This window comes from Agarivorans sp. B2Z047 (genome assembly GCF_023373605.1).
In the GTDB taxonomy this organism is placed as follows: Bacteria; Pseudomonadota; Gammaproteobacteria; order Enterobacterales; family Celerinatantimonadaceae; genus Agarivorans; species Agarivorans albus.
In genome coordinates, this window is the sequence record NZ_CP088080.1 from 3,498,720 (window position 1) to 3,518,332 (window position 19,613).

Consider the following 19,613-nt stretch of genomic DNA (forward strand, 5'->3'; position numbering starts at 1 on the left):
ATCGTCTATTACGCTTTAAGTATCGGCCAGAAAGGTAAAATCTTTACTAAAAATGAACGGTTTTTTGACTCTCAAGATGGCGAGTTGGCGCCATAGACATAGTAACGCGGTACACCTCTCTGAAATCAAGTTGCAACTCAGTGACATATACATCGTCAACCGCGTAGGCATTAATCACCTTAGCACCACGAATTACCCCAGCAACCGAGGCGGCTAAACGCTCGTTACCAAGCACCATATCGCTGACTGTTGCGGTACTATCGATATGTTGGCCATACACTTGCTCAGAAAGCTCTCGGTAAGCGTCCAGCTTAGAGGCTTTCATTGCGCGTAATTGTTTAGCGCTCATGTCTGCGCCACGTTGCTGACTAATAGGCGCATAACCAACGGCATTAACCACGGTAAAGTCACCCGGTGGCTCATAAGTCCATTCAACTTGTTTAACTTGGGTTGTTGGCGTACAAGCTAGCAACAACAAAACCGCCAAACTAATAAACCACGATCTAAAGTACAGATTGTTCATGACGCTGCAAGCTCCCATTTACACTAGTCACACGCGGTGAAGTTGCCCCCGCCATATTGGGGATAAATTGATAAGCAGCCGACACAACCGCTTGGCTAGATAGCTCAACTAAACGAAGATTCACATGCCTACCCGAAGTGGTTCGCTGAAAACTGCCAACCACCACGTAGGTAATTTCCATTTCAGTTCTCAGTAAATCTGCATCTCGCGATAAAGAAAATTCGCCGAAACCTGGGTCCATTTGCAAACGTCCAGTAAGGCGTGGCTCTACCATATTTACGCCTTCACGCGATAAAGCGGCAAACATTGCCTCTGCCACTTGCCGCCCAAATCCATCGCTCGATTGCAAGTTGTCTAAATCCACCACCGTGCTTATGGCCACAGAGTCAGTTTCAGTTAAATCCACGTCATCAGTTAGCTGTTGAGACAGGTTGTCGACATGCACATACAAAGCGGCATCTTGCTGCTCTCGCGGCTCCACATAAGGATAATTAGAAACATGATGTAAACTGGTATTGCATCCTTGTAGCGTTACCAGCAAAATAAATAGTGTCGTATATCGCATATCAATCTCCTCCGACTTCCCTGTTCCAAGCAATAACCGTTCCAGTCAAAAAAATAGCGTTTTATTTTGGGTATAGTTATTGCTTACTCCGAAACATAGGAGGGCCTTATGAAACAGATAATTCTTTTAGTTGGGATGCTAATTAGCATGTCGACACAGGCAATATGGTACGAGGCTAAGGGCCAAGCCACCATCGTAAACAACGACTTTGAGCAAGCCAAAAGCTTAGCTACCCAAGATGCGGTTAAGCAGCTTCTGTTGTATTCGGGGGCGTCTGTTACCAGCATTAGCAAAGTCTCTGGCGGGCAACTCACCCTTGATCAAATTGAAGTGGTCTCTAAAGGCTCCTTACACAACCTAACCGTTTTAGACGAAGGTAATCATGGCCAACAGTACTATATAATTTTGCAGGCCGACGTATTCCCGGCTACCAGCCAGTGTAAAGCCAGTGGCTATAGCAAAAACATGTTGCTGCTCCCTCCCTTCTTAAAGCAGCAACATCAAGCGCGTGTGGGCCAACTACAAGAGCTATCACCAGCAGTTGAACAACGCACCTACGACATTGCTCGCCAAGTGGGTAATAAGTTCAACGTAAAGCCCCCACCAAAGTTACCTTTAAATTATTACAAGCCAGGAGAACATAACTACAAGGGCATTAAAGATGTTGCCGATCGTTATGGCGCACAATATTTGCTTGGCTTAGAAATAGAGAACATTTCGCTAGACCAAGTGCACAAGCCTAAATTTATTAACCTTAGTTATCCGCAACGTTACTTTGTGGTGAATGCCAGGGTATACAACGCCATTGATTTAGAAGAAATATACAACAAACGCTTTTCGGTAAACGCGCCATGGGAGTTTGACGCCAGAGAAGTGATATCCCCCCACTCTGCCGAGTTTTGGTTATCAGCCTATGGAGAAACGGTAAACGCGACCTTGCAACAAGTGGTTACCGAAGTAGATGCTCTACTGGCTTGCCAACCCCTACAAGGCAGCGTAGTGAAAGTACTGGGGCCAGATCGCTGGCAAATAAACCTAGGGAAAGCAAATCAGCTTAACCGCGGCATGTTGTTAAACTTGATTCATCAAAACTATCACTGGGGAAACTGGGACATTCCACGCCAAGAGCAAATAATAGCTGACAGCATGGTAAGAATTGAGCAAGTGTATCAAGAGAGTGCCATCGTGGTAGCGGTTGACCCAAGCATGACGGCAAACATTCAACTTGGTGACTTAGTAAGCAAACAGTAAGGCTTTGCTTTTCATAAAGTTAAAGCTGAGTATAATGTACCCGCACACTAAACTAGGTGTGCGCCTTACTTTAGTGTCCCCTTAGTTCAGCTGGATAGAACAAGGACCTCCTAAGTCTTAGACACAGGTTCGAATCCTGTAGGGGACGCCAGTATCTGCGTAACAAAGTATGCTCTAGCCCTCATTTATGTACATAACACCTTATTGCGACATAATTGATTTACAGCACACTTGGTTTTTTTCTATTGATATAGCTACGCAGCCTGCTTCGCAAACTCACTTTCCGCAGCTTTGCGGGCGGCGATAGCCTCTTCCTGCTTCTTAAAACACCCTAAATGCTTGCGTTTCCCTTCGACAATTATATGAGCCATCCATAGTGCATCTCGTTTGTGAAAACTTACACCCTTCATGTTCTTACCTCGTCAATCTATATTATTCGTGTCTTGAAAGCGGAACTAGCTCACTAAGTTGATAGCAGCGTTTTACCAGCCATTAGTAACTGGCAGATACTTAGATAACCGCACACTTGTTAGCAATGCATTTCACTTATTTGACGCTAAAGTCACCCACATAAAATAATTTAAAACTGTTACCGTAGTTCTTTCCCTGTTGGCTGCTAGTTACAATTTTCTTTTGGACACAAAAAAGCCGCCCTTGGGCGACTTCCTATCTAGCTATTTTCATCAGACTATCCTTCTGACAACACAGATATTACCACGCAGCCCTTTGCTCAACTATGTATAGTTCATATACGCTAGGTGAATCGCATAATGCAATGATATCAACCACCTAGCCTGAGTCGTTACACCTAACCTCCTATCGACTCACCCGCTGATTATTACCTTGCCCACCTTTTCACTTCCAGGAAACAAAAAAGCCTCGAACAAGTCGAGGCTTTTGCATGAACACTTAGAGGTTAAATAGCACCAGCCCCAGGCATTGCCTTACACACATAAATGCTTTCTTTTAGCCCTGTTAATGCTTGGTATTTCTGTTCAACCGCTTGGCACACATCATCCACTAAAGCAGGTGGTATCAAGGCAACAATACAACCACCAAAACCACCACCGGTCATGCGAACGCCGCCTTCTGCGCCAATCACTTGCTTAACAATGTCTACAAGACCATCTACTTCCGGCACGGTGATTTCGAAATCGTCACGCATAGAGGCATGAGACTGTTCCATTAGCACACTCAGTTTTGCCATATCGTTGGCTTTTAATGCTTCCGATGCAGCCAATGTACGGGCATTTTCGGTAATTACATGACGCGCACGTTTCGCCACAATAGGATCGAGGCTCGCCGAGTTCTCTGCAAACATCGCTTCACTAACATCACGTAAAGAACTTACCCCTAAACCTTTAGCGGCAGCTTCACATTGCTCACGACGAGTATTGTATTCACTATCTACCAAGCCACGTTTTTTGTTGCTATTAATAATAACAACCGCCATATCTTCTGGCATAGCAACCGCTTTGGTTTCTAATGAACGACAATCGATTAGCAAGGCGTGGTTTGCTTCACCTTCGGCTGAAATAAGTTGGTCCATAATGCCGCAGTTACAACCTACAAAGTTGTTTTCAGCTTCTTGTCCAATTAAGGCAAGTTGCTGTTGCGACACATCCAGTTCGTATAGCGTTTTAAACGTTTGACCAATAACCACTTCTAACGCGGCCGAAGAGCTTAAGCCCGCACCTTGTGGCACATTACCACTCACCGCAATATCGGCACCTGAAAAAGTGAAACCTTTATTCAGCAATACTGAAATAACTCCACGAATGTAGTTAACCCACATTAGGTCTTGGTCAAATTCTAAAGGTTGGCTTATATCAAACTCGTTAACTTGATTGCCGTAATCTACTGATACCACCCGCACAATACTGTCTGTACGTGGAGACGCAGCCACTACTGCTTGGTAATCAATAGCGCAAGGTAATACAAAACCATCGTTATAATCGGTATGTTCACCGATGAGGTTTACCCGTCCTGGCGCTTGTATCAGCTTTGCAGGTGCTTGCCCGGTCATTTCAGTAAAGGCACTAGCAACCTTATCAATGAGTTGTTGTTGGCGATCTGTCATTATCGGCTCCTTTACTGATCTTGTTCTTTGTAATGTACGTCACTTAGGTCACGAAGCTTTGCAGCCGCTTGTTCGGCGGTTAAGTCACGCTGGCTTTCTGCTAGCATTTCGTAGCCCACCATAAACTTGCGCACACTGGCGCTACGTAATAGCGGTGGGTAGAACAAGGCATGTAATTGCCAATGCTCTGTAGATGTGTCCCCTTCCTTAAAGAAAGGCGCATAATGCCAACCCATTGAGTAAGGGAATGAACACTTAAACAGGTTGTCATAGCGACTAGTCAACTTTTTAATGGCAAGAGACAAGTCGTCACGTTGCTCATCAGACAGTTCGCTCATTCGGCGAATATGCGCTTTAGGCAATAGCATCGTTTCAAACGGCCATGCAGCCCAATAAGGTACTACAGCCAGCCAGTGCTCTGTTTCAACTACCGTTCGTACACCATCAGCTTGTTCTTTTGCTGCATAGTCAACCAAAAGGTTGCTGCCGTGTTGCTGGTAATACTCTCGTAAATGCTTGTCTTTACGCTCAATCTCATTAGGTAAAAAGCTGTTGGCCCAAATTTGGCCATGAGGATGAGGCTGAGAACAGCCCATGGTTTCACCTTTATTCTCAAAAGCCTGAACCCAAAGGTAGTCTTTACCAAGTTCTTCGATTTGCTCATTCCAAGTGTCGATAACACCGCGAATAGCGGGTACCGAAAGCTCGGGTAAGGTTTTGCTATGGTCGGGAGAAAAACAAATCACTCGACTTAAACCACGAGCTTCCATACTGGTAAACAAGGGATCGGCTGACTTAGGCACGTCGGGCGAATCCGTCATCAATGCTGCGAAGTCATTTCCAAATACGTAAGTCCCCTTATAATCTGGATTTACATCGCCAGAAATTCGGGTATTACCTGCACACAAAAAACAGCCTTCGTCGTAGCTAGGAAGCTCGGCAGTAGACGGGGTTTCATCTTGGCCGCTCCACGGGCGCTTAGCACGATGCGGAGAAACTAAGATCCACTGTCCAGTTAACGGGTTGTACCGACGGTGCGGATGCTCTGTTGGGTCGAATTGAGTGTCTAACATGAGGTTTTCTTACTCCATAAAAAGCACCCACAAAAGTGCTTTCTGTTTTCTAAACTTTTACTGGTCGTAACCTTTAGGGTTATTTGACTGCCAATTCCAAGTATCAGCGGTCATGTCATCAATGCTGCGAGTGGCTTTCCAGCCTAAAACTTTTTCCGCTTTATCGGTGGCGGCCCAGCATTCAGCAATATCGCCATTACGGCGCGGGCAAATTTGGTAAGCGATATCTTTACCGCAAGCTGCGCTAAATGCTTTTACCATTTCAAGCACAGAGCTACCTTTACCAGTTCCGAGGTTGAAGATATGTAAACCGGCTTGCTCACCAATTTTGGTTAAGGCTGCAACGTGACCATCAGCTAAATCCATAACGTGAATGTAGTCGCGAACTCCAGTGCCATCGGGGGTTGGATAATCATCACCAAATACCGACAAACTCTCTCGGCGTCCTACTGCAACCTGCGCAATAAACGGCATTAAGTTATTTGGAATACCTTGAGGGTCTTCACCCATTAAGCCACTAGGATGAGCGCCAACAGGGTTAAAGTAACGCAGTAAGGTAACACTTAAATCTGGCGCTGCGAGTTGAATATCGCGGAAGCACTCTTCCACCATAAACTTGCTTCGGCCATAAGGGTTAGTCACATCACCGGTTGGAGTATCTTCGTTGATTGGCATAACACTTGGCTCGCCGTACACCGTAGCCGAAGAGCTAAATACAATGCTTTTGACACCCGCTTTACGCATCACATCTATTAGTACTAGCGAACCTGTTACGTTATTGTCGTAGTACTCATAAGGCTTCTCAACCGACTCACCTACTGCTTTTAAGCCAGCAAAATGAATGACAGAGTCGATATTGTGTTCGCTAAAAATCTTTTCTAGTACCGCGTGGTCTCGCACGTCACCTTGGTAGAAAGCAGGTTGTTGTTTGGTTAAGGTTTCGATTCGTGCAAGTACTTCACGTTTACTGTTACATAGGTTATCTAGAATAATGGGGGTTAAACCAGCATTAATCAGTTGTACACAAGTATGGCTGCCAATGTAGCCCATACCGCCTGTAACCAAGACCTTATTCATCACGTTCTCCAAAATCTGTACAGCTTATGCTGCACCCAGTTCTACAAAAAACTGCTTTAACAGCTTCGAATAAGTATATTGAAGCACGAAAGGGTAAACGTTTCCACTTTTAAATATAAAGTAATTTAATTATTGGCAATTTTTGCGATTTAGCACAAAATAAACAGCCTAGCATCGTCTTACAAGCACCAACAATCATAGCCTTGGGTAACCAACAGCAGCTGCGCCAAAACAGCTCACTAGCTCTGTCATTTAGCCACTTCAGCAATCTTTTAATATGTTTCTTTGTGGGCAATAGCCCTCACCAAGGGAAACTATTACCCTCAATAACTTATTGAAACACATTAAAGACAACGTTTACCTAACTATCAGGATAGCAGTAAATGACATAATTCGATTATGTTTCCTTTAGATACGAGCAGCCCCTAGCTTTTGTATAAAACTTGGCCATATAGCCAATTTGTCATATTGATATGCGGTAATTGCCCACAATTTCACTATAAAACCCAAATAATATTTCGGTTCTGTTTAGCTTACACTTGTTCGCTCAAATAAAACTACCTAGAATAGCCCCCCTAATTATGGCTATTCGCCCTCATCCTCATAAAGGTAATTACATGCAGCACATCGTTAACTTGCTTAGCCAACAAGCTGAGCAACAGTTAGATCAGGTTGCGCTAAAAATTTGGCGCAACCAAGCTTGGCAGTGTTTTACATGGAAGGATTTCTCGCAGCAATGGACGCAAGTAGCAAAAGGCTTAATTAAACTAGGTCATGAAGAACAGCAAGGCGTGGCAATTATGTCACCCAACATGCCTGAATGGACTATCACCGATTTAGGCGTTTTAGCGGCGCGCGGTTGTGTAGTGCCTATTTACCCAACCAACACGCTAGAGCAAAGCCAATACATTTTAGAGGATGCGGGCTGCAAAATATTATTTGTGGGCCTACAAGAGCAAATAGAGATAGGCTTAAAGCTGTTAGATGCAGGACAAATTGAAACACTGATTTGTTTTGAAGAAAGCCCTCTCACTCAACAAGAAAACGTATTGAGCTGGCAACAGCTACTTTGTTTAGGTGGAGCAGATGAAGCGCAAACGCTGTTATTGCGTCAACAAAACCAACAAATGAGTGACCTTGCGACTCTTATATACACCTCTGGCACTACTGGTGAACCCAAAGGTGTAATGCTTGACCACGCTAACTTTGCAGCGGCTTTTACCATGCATGACCAGCGCCTAGACGTAAGCTCTAACGATGTATCACTAAGCTTTTTACCGCTAAGTCACGTATTTGAGCGAGCTTGGACTTATTACATCTTATATCGTGGTGCGAGCAACATTTACCTAGAAGATCCAGCTCAAATACAAGAAGCGTTACCACGTAGCCAAGCAACCCTAATGTGCAGTGTGCCGCGCCTCTATGAAAAAATTCATGCTGCCGTTTTGCAGAAGGTTGCCGCGGCCCCCAAAACTAAACAAGTGCTATTTAATTGGGCCTTAAGCGTGGCTCAACAGCGATTGGCTGCAAAGCAAAGTAATCTAACACCTAGCCTGCTGCTAAAGGTACGCTATGCGCTTGCCAACAAACTTGTTCTTAAGAAACTTCGCGCAATATTTGGCCCAGCTCGGTTACTACCCTGCTCTGGGGCTAAATTGGCAGACGACATTAACAGCTTTTTTCAAAGCCTTGATATCCCCATTAACTATGGCTACGGCATGACTGAGTCTACCGCTACGGTATCTTGTTACAGCCAAACTAAAAAGACCATCGGCAGCATTGGTCAGCCTTTAGAAGCGCTACAAGTAAAAATCTCTGGGCAAGGAGAGATTTTAATTAAAGGTGACACCGTAATGCGTGGTTACTTTAATAAACCACAAGCCACTGCCGACACCATTGTAGATGGTTGGCTACATACCGGCGATGCAGGAAAGCTAGATGCGGAAGGTAACCTAGTGTTAACCGAACGAATTAAAGAGCTTATGAAAACCTCTGGAGGGAAATACATTGCCCCCCAGCGAGTAGAAGGCGCATTGATTCGCGAACCTTTATTTGAGCAGGTGGCCATTATTGCCGACGCACGCCATTTTGTTTCAGCCTTGATTGTTCCAGCTTTTGAAGCCCTCGAGCTACACGCTAAACAACTAGGTATTAAATGGCAGCATCGAAACGAACTGCTTGAGAATGCAGAAATCAAAAACCTTATTCAAGCTAGACTAAAGCAAGTACAAACCAACCTGGCTAGGTTTGAGCAAGTAAAACAGTTTACCTTACTGCCACGTGAATTTTGTATGAAACAAGGTGAGCTAACACCTACTTTAAAACTGCGACGAGCAGTGATTGAGAGCCGCTTTGCGGAGCAAATAAGCGCAATGTACGCAGAGCCGAAAACAGCTTAATGCTTCAAATAATAAAGGCGCTGTTAGCGCCTTTTTTATTTCCTAATCTTCCCAGTTATCGCGCATCTTTTTTATCACCGAATCACTTACATCATGAATATTGGGAAAACGGCCGTTACAACACTTTACTTCTAATACAGCTTTATACTTAAGCGCTAAGTCGCGATAAGCTTGCATCTCCCACTGTTTTACAAAAGTATTCGCCACCACCACATTATTGCCCAAGGCTAATTGCTGCTCGGTTTGTTGCTGGCACCATTGATGGGCCAGCCCAATATCTTCGGCACGATAATGATATGAGCCTTGTTTATCAACAAAGTACATATCGGCTTCTAGATGAACAGCATCTAAAGTGGCGGCTAAGGTAGACTTGCCGCTACCCGGTAAACCTCGAATTAAGGTAAGCGTTAGCGGCAGGCTGCTCAATTACGAAACAGCCTTAAGCTGTGGCTTATCTTGCTCTTGGCAATAGGCCAAAGGTGCTTGTTTTAATAATGCGATTACCGCTTTCTCGTCCATGGCTTCACACGCTTGGTTTAGCTCATCAAACAAAGCCATCAGCTCTGCCCAGGGCATAAAGCTCTCGTTAGCCGTAAGAATACGAGGATGATCGGTTGGTCGCTCATCATCGCCCACCAGTAACTCTTCATACAGCTTCTCGCCAGGGCGCAATCCGGTATATATAAGCTCAATATCACCATCAGGATTGGCTTCATCCCGCACTTCTAAACCAGAAAGGTGAACCATGCGTTTAGCAAGCTCAGCAATTTTCACTGGTTCGCCCATATCCAATACAAAAACCTCGCCGCCATTAGCCATTGATCCCGCCTGAATAACCAACTGAGCAGCCTCTGGAATTGTCATAAAGTAGCGAATAATGTCTGGGTGAGTAATGGTTAAGTCTTCGCCTTTACGAATTTGTTCTTTAAACAAAGGAATAACCGAACCAGACGAGCCCAATACATTACCAAAACGCACCATGCTAATGGTAGTTTCCGACTGGTGTTCAGCTAAGCTCTGCATTACTAGCTCTGCCAAACGTTTGGTTGCTCCCATTACATTGGTTGGTCTAACCGCTTTGTCGGTTGATACCAATACAAAGGTGCTTACCTTTGCTTTAATTGCGGCTTGGGCGATGTTGTAAGAACCAAACACATTGTTACATACACCTTCAACCACGTTTTGTTCAACTAAGGGCACATGTTTATAAGCAGCAGCGTGATACACCGTATCGACATTATTGGCCTGCATCATGGCACTTAAACGGGGTAAATGTTGAACTGAAATCATCAATGGTACTAGCTCAACGTTAAGTGCTAAGGCTTCACAACGTTTTATTAGTTCACGTTCAATTTCATATAAAGCCACTTCTGAGCGCTCAACAAGCAGCAAACGCTTGGGTCTATATTGGATGATTTGACGACAAAGCTCAGAACCAATAGAGCCACCAGCGCCACTTACCAGCACGGTTTTATGGCGAATAGAACTGTCCATTAAATGAGAATCAGGGCTTACTGCTTCGCGCCCCAATAAATCTTCAATTTCTACCTCTTTGATTTGGTCAACTTTAGCTTCACCGGTCACCAAATCATTTAGACGAGGAACCGTGAGTACTTCGGTATTTAAATCGGCAAGAGAAGTAAGAATTTCTGAACGACGCTTTTTACCAGCGTTTGGTATAGCCAATAGAACCTTGCTGACATGGAAGCGATGAATCAACATTGGTAATTGTTGAGGAGGATAAACGGTTAGCCCGTGAATCAAGGAATGACGCAGTTCTTTCTTATCATCAATAAATGCTACCGCCTGAAAATCATCCCCTTGGCCGATAGTTTGTAGTAACTGGCGACCACTGTCTCCAGCACCAAAAATAATTACATTTTGTTTAGTACTGTTTTCTATCCACACAAATAAGTAACGAATAGCAAAGCGCACTCCGCCACACATAATTATGCCAAAAGCTAAATAAATGAACGGGGCTGTACGAGGAATCACCGCTTGTAAGTAAAATGAGGTGACAATCATTAAAAGGGTGGCACTGGCAAAACTAAACAAGATTGCTTGTAAGTTCTTCTCATTGATATAACGAAGCACCGCCCGATAAAGGCCAAAATACCAAAAGCCCACCAGCGTTGTGACAATTACCGAGCCAAAAGTTATCCAGGTTGGCGTGTCAAAAAAGTAATGGTGGCTCTCAAAGCGTACCCAAAGTGCGCCCCAAAAAGCTAAACTTAAAAAGACTATGTCGAGCGAAAAAATCAGCGCAACTTTTTGTCGACGGCTTGGCCGCTCGAATAAACTCATCAAATTAAATTGCGGTAACATCTAAATTCCTTTTTAGACAAATCCAGTCAAACAGCTATCTCTGAAGATATACGGCTTAAGCAATCTTCAACAAGGTTGCATAAATACTGCATATCCTGCGTAGTAATGGTTGGGTGAACCATGAACATAATGGCTGTATCACTTAAGTGTTTAGCATTAGTTAATGGTCGTTGCGGCCTCACATCTAAGCCGTCAAACGACTTCTCTAAATACACTTCTCCGCAGCTACCTTGCATACAAGGCACTCCTGCTGCATTTAGTGCGTCAATTAATTGATCGCGACTTACTGTTTGTTGATTGCTATCAACAAACACATAAAACTTATAAAACGCATGTTGAATATGCTTGGGAGGCTGAGGAATTTTAATAAATGAAAATTCAGCTAGGCATTTAGCCAGCTGCAACGCATTAGCTTGACGCTGCTTTTGCCAATCGGCCATGCGAGTCAATTGAATGCGACCAATAGCAGCTTGCATCTCAGTCATCCGCCAATTGCTACCAATACTCTCGTGTAGCCAACGAAATCCTGGCGGGTGCGCTTTATTAAACACGGTATCGTAAGACTTACCATGGTCTTTATACGACCACATTTTTTCCCACAAATTCTTATCATTGGTGGTGACCATGCCACCTTCACCACCCGTGGTCATAATCTTATCTTGGCAAAATGACCAAGCAGCTACATCACCTAATCCACCCACTGGCTTACCGCGATAAAGAGCACCGTGGGCTTGCGCGCAATCTTCAATCACATACAAATCATGTTGTTTTGCAAGCTGATTGATTGTGTCCATCTCACAGGGCCAACCTGCAAGGTGCACACAAATAATGGCTTTAGTTGCTTTGCTAAGAACTGCATTTATGCTTTCTGCGGTGATATTTTGACTGGCTAAATCAACATCGGCAAAAACAGGTTTAGCGCCAACATTTACAATCGCGCTGGCCGAGGCAATAAAGGTTCGCGAGGTAACTATCACCTCATCGCCTGAGGTAACGCCTAAAGCACGCAGGGCTAGCTCTAACGCTAAGGTGCCATTTGCTACAGCGACTGCGTGGTTGGTTTCAGCCCAAGCAGCAAACTCTTTCTCAAAGGTTTTGCCTTGGGTACCAGTCCAATAGTTAACTTTATTTGATAGCAGTACATCACTTACAGCTTGAGCTTCCTGCTCTGTAAAGCTTGGCCAAGAAGGTAAATCTCGCATTTTTACTTTTTTTAGTCCTTTAAAACACCTTCCCTATATTGCTGTAAAACTACTCAATCTACAACTTTAGTAGTGTGAATTAAGGTGTTTTAGCTGGGTTACCGAACACTTTTTCAGCAGACTTCACATCTTTTACCACTACCGCGCCAGCCCCTACCAACACTCGCTCCTTAATGATAATTCCCTGAATAACGCAGCTGCCAATTCCTAACATACTTTCGTCTCCCACACTCACCTCTCCGGCGAGATGAACACCTGGGCAAACATGTACACAATCACCTAACTGAACATCGTGATCAACTGAGCTATTATGATTTATAATATTACCGATACCTAAACTAACCCCTACGCTTATTGTTGAATTAGCCATTACCACACTCCCCTCACCAAGTCGCGCCGAGGCACACACATGGGCTTTAGGGTGAATCAGTATCGGTAGTTTAAGGCCTAACCGTTGAAGCTGCTGTAAACGGCTCAAGCGTGTGGAATTATTGCCAATAGCAACGTGCACATCGTAATCGGTATTAGTGGTGAAAAAGCTGAGCATCTCTGCCCAACCGCCAATCACTTGGCAACCTTCGGCTTCGTCAAGCTCTTGCCAGCGCTCATCAAACAAACAAATAGTTTGATAACCCAACTGCTTAGCTAACTCCACAACAACTTTGGCGTGTCCTCCGGCTCCATAAATAGCTAATTTCATGATTCACTGTTCCCAGTAAATTTGCTCATAGTTGCCTCGCCTTCTGCGCTCACACCGTCTTTCACAAACACCTTTTTCACGGTAAGTATCAGTATTTTGATATCCAATATAAGGGAGCGGTTATTAACGTACCAAACGTCCAGCTCAAATTTCTCCTGCCAGCTTAATGCATTACGGCCATTAATTTGCGCCCAACCGGTTATCCCAGGTTTAACATCATGCCGCTTTGCCTGTTCAGGCGAGTACAGGGGCAAATACTCCATAAGCAATGGACGTGGCCCCACAAAGCTCATTTCACCTTTTACAATATTCCACAATTCTGGCAGTTCATCGGCGCTACTTGCTCGAAGAGCGCGGCCAAATGAGCCTAGTCGTTCTGCGTCGGAGAGTAAGTTACCTTGAGCATCTTTATCGTCGCGCATGCTGCGAAACTTAATCATATTAAACGCTTTACCGTGTAAACCAGGGCGCAGCTGAGTGAAAAAAATGGGCTTGCCAAGCTTTGAGGCTACCTGCCAGCAGAGCAACAAAAATAACGGAGACAATAACACCAACAAAATTGCCGCAGCGATCCGTTCAAAAAAGTAAAACACCTTGTCCTTAAACAACTAACTCTCTCCATCCATGTATTGCAAGATTTGTTGATTAACCAAACGAACGTCATAACGCTGCTCTGCTAGCTGACGGCTTTCAGCGGCTTGTTGAGTAAGCAGCTCAGGTTGCTCGAAATAACGTTTTAGAGCCTCAACTAATGAATCTACACTTTGTGGCTGCACTAAGTAACCATTCAACCCTTCGGTCACGGTTTCCCTGCAGCCTGGCGCATCAGTGGTGACAATTGCCCGACCACAACTCATTGCTTCCAAAACCGTTCGAGGCGTACCCTCACGGTAAGATGGCAGAACATAAACATGGCATTGAGCAATTAATCCTGCCACATCCTCTATTCGGCCGTGATACTTAACAGTACCTTCTTCAACCCAAGTATCTAAATCGGTTTGAGCAATCGCGCTCGGGTTATCATCAATCCAACCAGCCAAATGAAAAACACATTGGTAACCTTGCTGTTTAAGCTTTTGGGCAGCAGCGGCGTATTCTTCAACACCTTTATCTTTAAGCAGCCGAGCAATTAACAAAAAGTGTATTTGGGGCTGCTGGCGATCTAAAGCGGGTAAACTTAGCAGTGGGAAACGCGCTAAATTAATCCCAGAGCCGTTAATTAGCTTGGTTTTTTGCTCTGGTACTAAGCCCTTATCAACAAACAGCTTACGGTCATCTGGGTTTTGAAAAAACACCCCGTTTGAGTAGGCTAAGCCTGATTTATACAAAAGACTAACCAGGGAATGCAGCACTTTTTGTTTAGTTGTATTCTGCTGAGTAAATACGTAACCCAAGCCGGTAATCATCGAGTAAATACTTTTTACACCAGCGAAGCGCGCAGCAAGCGCTCCATAGATGACTGGCTTAATGGTATAAGCAAGCGTTTGCTGAGGTTTTAGTCTACGAATTAAACGAAACAACGACCACACACTGGCAGCATCTTTTAGTGGATTTAAACCAGTACGCTGCAAGGTATAAACATGCGGGGTAATACCAAGTTCAACCAGGGCTTTTTTCTGCTCTAGAGAAAAGTCTGGCGCTGCAATATGTACTTCTTTCCCCTGTTGCTGCATCGCTTTAAGCAAATCACCACGAAAGCTTAAAATGGAATCAGCAAAGCTGGCGATTACCAATACCCTACTTGAATTCAGTTTACTGCTCTTGCTTATTTTGGCCATCTAAGTATTCGGCTCCCCTTGCTTTGCCCCGGCGACATCCCGCAAAATATTAGCTAAAGTAACTTGCTGAACCTGCAAAGAATAATACTCCTCCACCGCCTTACGGCCGTTATTAGCATACCCTTCTCGCTTATCTTTGGACTCAAGCAAGGCGACCAATGCCTCTTGCCAAGACTCGGGAGTATCAGCCAATAAACCACTATTACTTTCAAGAACAATTTTTTCATTAACGCCTACAGGACTACCTACTACAGATACGCCACAAGCCATATATTGAATCAACTTATAACCACATTTGCCTTTTTCCCATGGACCATCTTTAAGCGGCATAATGCCGATATCTAGATTCTGAATAAACGGAACTTCACCGGCTTCGCTCCAAGGAAAAATTTCTAGGTTAGTGTTCGGCAGATTCGAAATGGCGTCCTCTGTCGCTCCCATTAAATGCAAACGAACAGAGTACTTTTGCGCAAGCCAAGCTAGCTGCTCTGCAATATCATATAAGTAGACTTGAGTGGTGGGGCTGCCTATCCAACCTATTACTAAAGACTGTTCTTCATTCTGTGCTTTAGTGTGATAACGCTGTAAATCTGGAACGGTAGGGATAATTGAAACCGCCCGCGCACCTGAAGATTTTGCATAATCAGCTAAGTGTTGATTACCAGCACTAACGTGGGAAGATAGTTGCATGACTTTACTGATTTTATGTTTAAGTAAAACTCTTACCAACCAATGCTTAGAAAGCTGATAATGGGAGTAGATAGCATCGTCATAATCAACAACATAAGAAATACGAAACAGTTTGAACAAACGCTCTATCAGCGCCGGACAGAAAGGAAACACCTCCTTTTCTATCCACACTAAATCGTAGCGAGCAGCACTAAACAATACTTTTAACCGTAACAAATAGCGGTTTAAAAAGCCTGTTCTTTTACCGGTGGCATATAGCTTATTCAGATAAGCGTTATCGTATAAGCTGTTTACCTCAACATTAATGCCTTGGCCCTCTAAGTAAGGAAGGTATTGTAGCGTTCTTAATCGCGAACTCGCTCCTTGAGAAGAGTACTTAGTTAACGCTAGCACCTTAATTATTTTACTCACTAGCTTGCCCAACTCCCCAAAGTATTAGTTTTTTATACGCGGAAAAGGTCTCTTTTATACTCTGAATATCGCCACGCATTAAAGCCTTTAACGACCGAACGATAGGTTCAAAGGCCAGCGACGCAAAAGCAACAAAACTCGCTTGAGCGTAGCCAAAGTGTTTATAAGCATATTGCAAGCGACTACGTAATGAATAAAACAAGCGGCTTGCTTTTACTTGGTCGGAGGTACCGCCTCCCAAGTGATAAGCACTAACATCTGATAGAAAATAACTTGAATAACCACTTTTAAGTGCTCTGTAAGCAAAATCAACTTCTTCATAATAAACAAAAAATCGCTCATCAAAACCTGACAATTCAGCAAACAGTTTCGCTCTCACGAAGTAAAATGCACCGATAACTTGGTCAACTTTTTGGTTACTTAAGTGGTCCCACTCCCTCATGGCCTGACCTAGCTTTGGCCAAGGCCTATCTAAGCCTAAAGAGTGAAAAAACAAGCCTAAAGGAGAGGCAGTTCTCGAGCAGCTTCTAGCAACCTGATTATGCTCATCCATTAATTTGACCCCACAAATGCCAACGTTTTGATTACTGGAGTGCTGCATAAAATCGACAACCCCGTTAAGCGTATCTTCGTATAACGCCGCATCGGGATTTAGAAAAAGTAAGTATTCAGCACTGCATTGCGCAACCCCTAAATTACAAGCCCTGGCAAAGCCTTTATTGGCAGTGAGTTGTTGTAAGTCTACTTCAGGGTAATCAGCTAAAAAGCGCAATGAGTCATCACTAGAGTGATTATCAACAACCACGATTTTTCCGAGATGTTCGCCACCAAACCTGATGATCGACTCAACACATTTTTCTAATAATTCTCTAGAGTTCCAATTTACGATAACGATATCTACAGCCAAAACCAGTCCTTAGTTTGCGCTTTTTTTAGTCAAGATAAGTGGCATAGCAAGCAATGCAAAAACAATGAGCCAAGAGGTAAGTAAGGATAAATACTGATCTTGGAACCATTGAATAAACAAAGCGTACACGCTAATTGAGTACGCAAGAATATACCCATAGCCTCCGCGTATTGCACCTTTGTATAAAACGGTATGAAAAACACCAAATACAAATTGTGAAATGAGTATGTAACTTAAGCCAAAGTCCAAATAATACGGATAAAAAACCGTATACACATTAGTTGCATGTGGAATGTATACGTAGTCTTTCACCAACTTAACTGGGTTCCATTCAAAACCTAACTTGGCTAACACAGCGTAAAACGTTCTAAATGTGTTTGAACCATAAGCTAAATCGGGCTGGGAGCTCAAAACAACATCTATTGCCGATACGCCACCGAGCAGATAAACATAAAGCGCTGAAAGAGCACCACCCGACCCTTCACCTACTTTCCCCATAATGGTTCCAATTAAAAAAAAGAAAACAAATATGAGGAAAAAACCACTAGCAAAAGCTTTTAAGCCAAATTTTTCGGGTTTAATAAACGAAAAAATGAACAGCAGAGTAATAACTAAAAGAAAAAAGTAAGTTCGTCCGGTACTCATTAGTACATAGAACAGCGCAACAGGAAGTATCAGTAAAAACCACTGTTTTCCTCGCTTGTTGCCAATATCTAAAGCAACAAGAAATAAGGCCGACAAAGCCACTAAGCTTAAATATCCCATCCAACCAAAGCTGCCACCAAAGGCTTCGTTATTTAAGCCGAGCCGAAGATTCATCATAAATGAATCGGTGGTGCCATGGGCGGCAATAGACCGAGCTCGATTAAACATTAATGGCGAAACCAAGGCTGCCATAACAAAGTAGCCAATATAAAATCGCCTAAAATACGGAACATCGTAACGACTCACAATGTCTTCGGTATTTCGGTGCTGAAACAAATAAGCAACAAGAATTGCGCCCCCGGTAAAGCAAACTAGAGAAAACAACACCACCGAGAGAACATGAGGTCCAGCAGGAAACAAACCATGCGGCACAAAGGTATGTAGCACTAAAATAGACGCCCACATAACGGAGTGAATAATGGCAGGTTGTCGAAAGTCTTTAAATACAACACTATTAAACACCACAAAGGAGCAGGCAATGACACACGCAATGACCGACAGTAAGCTAGGAAACATCTAAAGCATCTTCCGAATTAGCATTATGCTGTTTTGCCAAACTCAATGTTGCTAGAGACAACAGGCTTGTATCAAGAAGCACCCTAATTACCCAAGCAATAGCTGCCCCTACGATGCCCCACTGGCTAATAGAAAAATAGAGTAAACCGACAAAAATCGGCAGCTCAATGCAGTGCGCTAACGCAGTAATTTTAGTTTTACCGTTAGCGTGCAACCAAGCATATAACATTGCCCCTATCGCATTAAGGTAAACACCCACGCACATAATTTGGCCTACCAGAATTGAGCTATCATCAACAAACTGCCCCACCCATAGTCTTAATAGATAAGGCATTAACCAAAACAACAAGCCACACACAAAGGCCATACCGATAATTACGATGATTAACCAACGCTTAAAAACAGCGTTAGCTTGCAGCCTATCAGCCGTAAGCAGCCGACTAATAGTAGGAAAAGCAACTGAACTAATCGCTCCAACCACCACTAAAGATTGAACTGACACCTCATAAGGAATCACATAAAGCGTGACCGCAGAAGCCGACAACAAAATGCTAATAAAGAAGCGATCTACCTGAACCAGGAACGGCCCAATAACACTACTTAAAGTGACCCAACCGGAAAACGTAAAGAGTTCTCGTACTAAACTAAGCTCAAAAACAAATACTCGCTGCAAGTTAGCTTCATCCATTTGTTTATTAGCAAAAGCCCGATAAACAAAAAAAGCGACAAGCCGAGAAACGACCAAGCTAGCAATAAGAAAGCTTAGGTTCTGACTATACATAGAAACGATAAAAGGTAGGCCGAAATTTGCAGCGCCAAGCAGCATGCGAAGAACACTAATTCCCTTAAAGTTTAGATAAGCCTCGTTAACCCCCTTATAAGTGGCACTTAAGGCTTGCAACGGAATAGCTAATGCAAGTAAAGCAATCGACCATGTAAGTTCTTCATTAGTGACATCTTCGCGTGGAATGTACTCTTGTAAGCCAGCCGCTAAAAAGACGATCACAGCAAACAGAGAAATCACACTAAATATAGAGGTTAAAGTGAGAGCAGTAGATACCAAAGGAGAAATACATTGGTGCTGATTAGCACCAATGTAGCTTGCTACTTTTTGCGTGACAGCCCTTCCAATCCCTAAATCTAAAATACTGGCATAGCCAATGGCAGCCCAAGCAAGGGCTATAAACCCAAAGCGCTCTAGGCCAATACTTTCAATTAAACTTGGTATGGAAATCGCGGCGACGAGTAGCGGGAACAACAACCCAAGCATGTTCCAAAGAATATGAGTAACTTTCACGCCATTACCCATGTTGTTATATATCTAATAACCGATCCTTAGCTTTCTTCAGTATCCATACTGAATGTACTCATTAACAAACAAAACAAAATCTTAATGATTTCGCAGCACAAA

The 19,613-nt window shown here is 43.6% G+C and carries 18 protein-coding genes and 1 tRNA gene; 3 read left to right on the forward strand and 16 right to left on the reverse strand.

Annotated elements, in window-relative coordinates:
• Nucleotides 1–46 precede the first annotated feature (46 nt).
• Both LQZ07_RS15940 and LQZ07_RS15945 read right to left on the reverse strand, forming a co-directional pair.
• Complete coding sequence (locus tag LQZ07_RS15940; protein WP_016402486.1) at nt 47–523, reverse strand: LPP20 family lipoprotein; 477 nt, start codon at nt 521–523, stop codon at nt 47–49.
• The gene (locus LQZ07_RS15945; protein ID WP_152781209.1) at nt 504–1,088 is read right to left on the reverse strand and encodes a FlgO family outer membrane protein; all 585 of its coding nucleotides are present in this window, start codon (nt 1,086–1,088) and stop codon (nt 504–506) included. The genes LQZ07_RS15940 and LQZ07_RS15945 overlap by 20 nt, the downstream gene beginning before the upstream one ends.
• A 108-nt stretch (nt 1,089–1,196) precedes the next feature.
• Between LQZ07_RS15945 and LQZ07_RS15950 the strand changes: the two genes are divergently transcribed.
• Nucleotides 1,197–2,339: a flagellar assembly protein T N-terminal domain-containing protein gene (locus tag LQZ07_RS15950; RefSeq protein ID WP_152781212.1), complete on the forward strand. Its 1,143-nt coding sequence runs from the start codon at nt 1,197–1,199 to the stop codon at nt 2,337–2,339.
• Between the two features lie 75 nt (nt 2,340–2,414).
• Nucleotides 2,415–2,490, forward strand: a tRNA-Arg gene (locus LQZ07_RS15955).
• 103 nt (nt 2,491–2,593) lie between these two features.
• Here the strand turns inward: LQZ07_RS15955 and LQZ07_RS15960 are convergent.
• The 4 genes from LQZ07_RS15960 to galE form a co-directional block, all read right to left on the reverse strand.
• A complete protein-coding gene (locus LQZ07_RS15960) occupies nt 2,594–2,749 on the reverse strand; it encodes an AP2 domain-containing protein (protein WP_152781214.1) in 156 nt (51 codons plus the stop codon).
• 506 nt (nt 2,750–3,255) lie between these two features.
• Nucleotides 3,256–4,419 (reverse strand): galactokinase, encoded by a 1,164-nt coding sequence (gene galK, locus LQZ07_RS15965; protein WP_152781216.1) that lies wholly within the window; start codon nt 4,417–4,419, stop codon nt 3,256–3,258.
• Between the two features lie 11 nt (nt 4,420–4,430).
• Complete coding sequence (locus LQZ07_RS15970) at nt 4,431–5,492, reverse strand: UDP-glucose--hexose-1-phosphate uridylyltransferase (RefSeq protein ID WP_152781218.1); 1,062 nt, start codon at nt 5,490–5,492, stop codon at nt 4,431–4,433.
• 57 nt (nt 5,493–5,549) lie between these two features.
• Nucleotides 5,550–6,569, reverse strand: coding sequence for a UDP-glucose 4-epimerase GalE (galE, locus tag LQZ07_RS15975; RefSeq protein ID WP_152781220.1), 1,020 nt, complete (start codon nt 6,567–6,569; stop codon nt 5,550–5,552).
• 617 nt (nt 6,570–7,186) lie between these two features.
• On the opposite strand from galE, the gene LQZ07_RS15980 reads away from it, so the two are divergent.
• Nucleotides 7,187–8,968, forward strand: a complete 1,782-nt coding sequence (locus LQZ07_RS15980; protein ID WP_152781221.1) for a long-chain fatty acid--CoA ligase — start codon at nt 7,187–7,189, stop codon at nt 8,966–8,968.
• Between the two features lie 42 nt (nt 8,969–9,010).
• On the opposite strand, the gene LQZ07_RS15985 is transcribed toward LQZ07_RS15980, so the two are convergent.
• From LQZ07_RS15985 to LQZ07_RS16030, 10 genes are all read right to left on the reverse strand, one after another.
• Nucleotides 9,011–9,394, reverse strand: a complete 384-nt coding sequence (locus tag LQZ07_RS15985) for an AAA family ATPase (protein ID WP_227981219.1) — start codon at nt 9,392–9,394, stop codon at nt 9,011–9,013.
• The gene (locus LQZ07_RS15990) at nt 9,395–11,293 is read right to left on the reverse strand and encodes a nucleoside-diphosphate sugar epimerase/dehydratase (protein ID WP_152781223.1); all 1,899 of its coding nucleotides are present in this window, start codon (nt 11,291–11,293) and stop codon (nt 9,395–9,397) included.
• A 26-nt stretch (nt 11,294–11,319) separates the two neighbouring features.
• Nucleotides 11,320–12,495, reverse strand: coding sequence for a DegT/DnrJ/EryC1/StrS aminotransferase family protein (locus LQZ07_RS15995; RefSeq protein ID WP_016402497.1), 1,176 nt, complete (start codon nt 12,493–12,495; stop codon nt 11,320–11,322).
• Between the two features lie 79 nt (nt 12,496–12,574).
• Entirely contained in the window at nt 12,575–13,195 is a 621-nt protein-coding gene (locus tag LQZ07_RS16000; protein ID WP_016402498.1) for an acetyltransferase, read from the reverse strand.
• On the reverse strand, nt 13,192–13,803 hold the full coding sequence (locus tag LQZ07_RS16005) for a sugar transferase (protein ID WP_016402499.1): 612 nt from the start codon (nt 13,801–13,803) through the stop codon (nt 13,192–13,194). The genes LQZ07_RS16000 and LQZ07_RS16005 overlap by 4 nt, the downstream gene beginning before the upstream one ends.
• The gene (locus LQZ07_RS16010) at nt 13,804–14,973 is read right to left on the reverse strand and encodes a glycosyltransferase family 4 protein (protein ID WP_152781225.1); all 1,170 of its coding nucleotides are present in this window, start codon (nt 14,971–14,973) and stop codon (nt 13,804–13,806) included.
• Complete coding sequence (locus LQZ07_RS16015) at nt 14,974–16,074, reverse strand: glycosyltransferase (RefSeq protein ID WP_249483201.1); 1,101 nt, start codon at nt 16,072–16,074, stop codon at nt 14,974–14,976. It abuts the gene before it with no gap.
• Nucleotides 16,067–16,981 carry a glycosyltransferase family 2 protein gene (locus LQZ07_RS16020; RefSeq protein ID WP_152781229.1) on the reverse strand — a complete coding sequence of 305 codons (915 nt, stop codon included), beginning with the start codon at nt 16,979–16,981 and terminating at the stop codon, nt 16,067–16,069. The genes LQZ07_RS16015 and LQZ07_RS16020 overlap by 8 nt, the downstream gene beginning before the upstream one ends.
• A 9-nt stretch (nt 16,982–16,990) precedes the next feature.
• Nucleotides 16,991–18,202 (reverse strand): O-antigen polymerase, encoded by a 1,212-nt coding sequence (locus LQZ07_RS16025; RefSeq protein ID WP_152781231.1) that lies wholly within the window; start codon nt 18,200–18,202, stop codon nt 16,991–16,993.
• Entirely contained in the window at nt 18,192–19,499 is a 1,308-nt protein-coding gene (locus LQZ07_RS16030) for a flippase (RefSeq protein ID WP_194164091.1), read from the reverse strand. The genes LQZ07_RS16025 and LQZ07_RS16030 overlap by 11 nt, the downstream gene beginning before the upstream one ends.
• Nucleotides 19,500–19,613 lie beyond the last annotated feature (114 nt).

Bases quoted from the DNA above. Each gene is read 5' to 3' on its own strand.
- LQZ07_RS16025 (WP_152781231.1), bottom strand. From the start codon at position 18,202: ATGTTTCCTAGCTTACTGTCGGTCATTGCGTGTGTCATTGCCTGCTCC.
- galK (WP_152781216.1), bottom strand. From the start codon at position 4,419: ATGACAGATCGCCAACAACAACTCATTGATAAGGTTGCTAGTGCCTTT.
- LQZ07_RS15945 (WP_152781209.1), bottom strand. From the start codon at position 1,088: ATGCGATATACGACACTATTTATTTTGCTGGTAACGCTACAAGGATGC.
- LQZ07_RS15995 (WP_016402497.1), bottom strand. From the start codon at position 12,495: ATGCGAGATTTACCTTCTTGGCCAAGCTTTACAGAGCAGGAAGCTCAA.
- LQZ07_RS15960 (WP_152781214.1), bottom strand. From the start codon at position 2,749: ATGAAGGGTGTAAGTTTTCACAAACGAGATGCACTATGGATGGCTCAT.
- LQZ07_RS15970 (WP_152781218.1), bottom strand. From the start codon at position 5,492: ATGTTAGACACTCAATTCGACCCAACAGAGCATCCGCACCGTCGGTAC.
- LQZ07_RS16000 (WP_016402498.1), bottom strand. From the start codon at position 13,195: ATGAAATTAGCTATTTATGGAGCCGGAGGACACGCCAAAGTTGTTGTG.
- LQZ07_RS15950 (WP_152781212.1), top strand. From the start codon at position 1,197: ATGAAACAGATAATTCTTTTAGTTGGGATGCTAATTAGCATGTCGACA.
- LQZ07_RS16010 (WP_152781225.1), bottom strand. From the start codon at position 14,973: ATGGCCAAAATAAGCAAGAGCAGTAAACTGAATTCAAGTAGGGTATTG.
- LQZ07_RS15940 (WP_016402486.1), bottom strand. From the start codon at position 523: ATGAACAATCTGTACTTTAGATCGTGGTTTATTAGTTTGGCGGTTTTG.
- LQZ07_RS15980 (WP_152781221.1), top strand. From the start codon at position 7,187: ATGCAGCACATCGTTAACTTGCTTAGCCAACAAGCTGAGCAACAGTTA.
- galE (WP_152781220.1), bottom strand. From the start codon at position 6,569: ATGAATAAGGTCTTGGTTACAGGCGGTATGGGCTACATTGGCAGCCAT.
- LQZ07_RS15990 (WP_152781223.1), bottom strand. From the start codon at position 11,293: ATGTTACCGCAATTTAATTTGATGAGTTTATTCGAGCGGCCAAGCCGT.